Genomic DNA, 1,593 nt, shown 5'->3' with positions numbered 1-1,593 from the left:
GCGGTTCGGCGGGAAAGGCGGAAAGGCGGAAAGGCGGAAAGGCGGAAAGGCGGAAAGGCGGAACGGCGCCACCCAAGGCCCTCCCGCTGCCCCGACCGTCAGCGTTTGCCCGCGCTCAGCGCACCTGGCGCCGGCGCCGCGTCGCCCTCGTCGTGCTCGCCGCTCATGTCGCGCGCGCCCCAGCGCTGCGCGAGCGCCGCGCACGCCATCAGCTGGATCTGGTGGAACAGCATCAGCGGCAGCACGATCGCGCCGACCGCGTTCGCCGAGAAGATCACCTTCGCCATCGGCACACCGGCCGCGAGGCTCTTCTTCGACCCGCAGAAGATGATCGTGATCTGGTCGGCCCGGTTGAAGCCGAGCCGCTTGCTGACAAACGCGGTCAGCAACAGCGCGATCGCGAGCAGCACGAGGTTGACGACGAGCAGGCCGCCGAGCGCGCGCGGCGGGATCTGGTGCCACAGGCCCTCGTTGACGGCCTCGCTGAAGGCGACGTAGACGACGAGCAGGATCGAGCCCTGGTCGACGAAGCGCAGCACGCCGCGGTTGCGGTCGATCCAGCCGCCGATCACGGGCCGCAGCAGCTGGCCGGCGATGAACGGCACGAGCAGCTGCATCACGATGCTGCCGACGGTGCTCCACGGCGACGCGGCGGCGGCCGACTGCGACGTGATCATCAGCCCGACGAGCGCCGGCGTGACGAAGATGCCGAGCAGGCTCGACGCGGATGCCGCGCACACGGCGGCCGGCACGTTGCCCTTCGCGATCGACGTGAACGCGATCGACGACTGGACCGTCGACGGCAGCGTGCACAGGAACAGCACGCCCGCATACAGCGTCGGCGTGACGAGCGGCTGCAGCACGGGTTTCAGCGCGAGGCCGAGCAGCGGGAACAGCGCGAACGTGCTGAGCAGCACGACCGCGTGCAGCCGCCAGTGGGTCGCGCCCGCGACGACGGCTTCGCGCGACAGCTTCGCGCCGTGCAGGAAGAACAGCAGGCCGACGGCGATGTTGGTCGCCCAGTTGAACGCGTGGGCGGCCGGGCCGCGGCACGGCAGGAGGCTCGCGAGCACGACGGTGCCGACGAGCGCGAGCGTGAAGTTGTCGGGAAGAAAACGGGGACGGGCCATCAGGAACTCGATTCGGAAACGACGAAGGCGCGCGTCGCGCGCGCGAATGGCGCCATTGTCCCGGTTGGCGATTCACTACACAAATTCATTGTGGGAATCGATTGATGAATCAATTTCATGTGGCAACGCCCACGGTACCGGCCCGGCCATGCGCAAAACGACAGAAGAATGTTCTGTCCCGGTCGCGTCCGGAAGTGAAAAAACCTAGCAGTAACATGGTGTTACACCGATGCCGGCGACATAACACTTTTTGGCTCGACACGCTTTCGGCCCACCCATAAATTACTGCTGAAAGCCTTGCGTCGGCAGAAAGGAGCCGGCGGCGGGCGTGGACAGGCACTGAACGATGACGGAACGGGTGAAACGGAAGATCGGACGATGGGTGGCGGGCGTGCTCGGCGCGCTGCTGATGCCGCTCGCGCTCGCGCAGCCACCCCACGGCGGTCATGCGTTCGGCGGTCAC

1 protein-coding gene and 1 pseudogene are annotated in these 1,593 nt (G+C 67.3%); one reads left to right on the top strand and one right to left on the bottom strand.

Features of this window, described 5'->3' with window-relative positions; genetic code table 11:
- Nucleotides 1–98: 98 nt before the first annotated feature.
- Complete coding sequence (locus JYJ84_RS36260; protein ID WP_122946423.1) at nucleotides 99–1,130, bottom strand: bile acid:sodium symporter family protein; 1,032 nt, start codon at nucleotides 1,128–1,130, stop codon at nucleotides 99–101.
- Between the two features lie 346 nt (nucleotides 1,131–1,476).
- Between JYJ84_RS36260 and JYJ84_RS38150 the strand changes: the two are divergent.
- A pseudogene (locus JYJ84_RS38150) lies at nucleotides 1,477–1,593 on the top strand (peptide-binding protein); the annotation flags it as partial.

Source organism: Burkholderia sp. LMG 13014 (assembly GCF_905232215.1).
Taxonomy (GTDB): Bacteria; Pseudomonadota; Gammaproteobacteria; order Burkholderiales; family Burkholderiaceae; genus Burkholderia.
Note: the sequence above shows the minus strand (reverse complement) of the source record. Positions and strands in the feature narration are given on the sequence as shown.